Source organism: Actinocrinis sp., assembly GCF_035938995.1.
GTDB lineage: Bacteria > Actinomycetota > Actinomycetes > Streptomycetales > Catenulisporaceae > DASZGI01.
Map to the genome: position 1 here is coordinate 1 of NZ_DASZGI010000059.1, position 1,741 is coordinate 1,741.

Sequence of the window (1,741 nt, forward strand, 5' to 3'; positions counted from 1 at the left end):
TGGCGGCGTGGTGGGACGATTGGCCGGGGCATGTGCCGCGGCTTGCGCCACCTTCGGCGTGATCAGCGTTTTCGCCGGCGGTGCGACCTTCACGTGCACTGCGGCTGACGCTGCTGCCGGGGGTTGAAGTTGGCGTACCTGCGCTACCGACAGCGGCCGCCCGCCGTTGTTCTGCAGAGCCTTCAGATGCTGCTCGAAGGACGGCGGCGGCGGTGGCGGTGGCGTTCGCGCGACGACCGGCCGAGCGGTGACGCTCGCGGGCGGCCTGGCAGTGACGGCGCGGCCCGCGCCGAGCAGCGCCTGCCGGGTCGGCACAACCGCTGGGGCGAGCGCACGGACCGGCGCTGCTGCCAGCTCACGCGCATTGACTGCGACCCGGTTGCTCGCGACGGGCGCAGCGGAAGTGAAGGCCTGGGTCGTCGTGGCGACGATGGCGCCGGGGGCGCTGCGGTTGACGTAGGTGATGTTGTTCACGACCGTCTTGTTCACGATCGTGGTGTTGTAGATATTGTTTACGATCGTCGTGTTGACGGTCGTGTTCGAGACATTGACGGCATCGACGTAATTGCGACTGACGGGGTAGGAGGGCACGAAGACCTCGCGCGGCCCGAGGGCAAACCAGGCAATCGTGGCGCCCGCTCCGACCCAGGCGACGAGCGCCGGCGCGTAGACCGGACGAATGTAGACGACGCCTTCCAGCGGTGGAGGCGCGGGGACCCAGCCCCAGGCTCCGCCGGTCCATATCCATCGCCCATAGTGGAACGGGGCGAATCCCCACGGTCGATCGTCGACCCAGGTGTAGCCCCACGGCGGCACGTAGGCCCAGTGCCCGGTCTGGTAGGGTGCCCAGCCCGGCTCGAGTCCCCGCGGAAACCACACGTGCCCATACTGCGGCACTGCGCCCCAGGTGCCCTGATCATCCAGATCCTGGTAGCCGACGACATCGGGTGAGACGTATTGCGCCGACGCGGAATGTTCCCAGCGATTATCGCGACCATCACTCCACGCGCCGAGCGGGTCCGGCGCAGGACTTGGTGTTTGCGCAGTCTCGACCAGCTGGTCGGTGCCCGCGAACACATCGTCCTCACCCTCGGACAGTGAGTAGGCGGTGCCTCCGCCAGTCACCTCGCCCTGGCCGCGCCGCACGTTGATCGTCGTCGTGCCGCCGTCCGGATCCGCCGCGATACGGTAAGTGCCGGACCGCAGCACCGTGAAGGCGAGATTCGGGGTGTCGATCTCGTACGTCTCTTGGTCATAGAGATGACGCACGTGAACGATCAGCGTTCCGGCCGACAGCTGCACCTGTGTTACATGGTCGCTGAGATCGAGGAACGCCAGCGAAGTCGTCGCGCCAACGCGCAGCGCCGAGCCGTCTAACTGCAACTCGGCGCGGCTGTCGCGATCTGCCCAGAGCTGATCGCCAGTCGTGAGCGGCCGATTGACGGGCGGAGTGACCCACTCCTGCGCACCTCCAGGCTGAAACGAGACCGACCCTTGGATATAAGAGAGGCGCGCCGCACGCGTCGGCGGATCTTCCGCATCAGCACGTGCAGCCGCGGCGCCCCCAACAGCGAGCGCAAGCGTGAGGACAGCGACGCAGAGAAGCGAGCGAATGGAAGCAACGGCGCTGACACTCATGAACGTCCCCTGATCGATGCGGCTTGGACCTCTCGAGCGGCATGCTGCCACAGGGCTAGCGCTTTGGGAACGCGCAATCGGGCGACCAGACGCTCGAGCTCGG

1 protein-coding gene is annotated in these 1,741 nt (G+C 67.1%); it reads right to left on the reverse strand.

Features of this window, described 5'->3' with window-relative positions:
- On the reverse strand, positions 1-1,638 hold a 1,638-nt coding region (locus VGZ32_RS03875; protein ID WP_326884403.1), incomplete at its 3' end, for a DUF6600 domain-containing protein.
- Between the last annotated feature and the right edge of the window lie 103 nt (positions 1,639-1,741).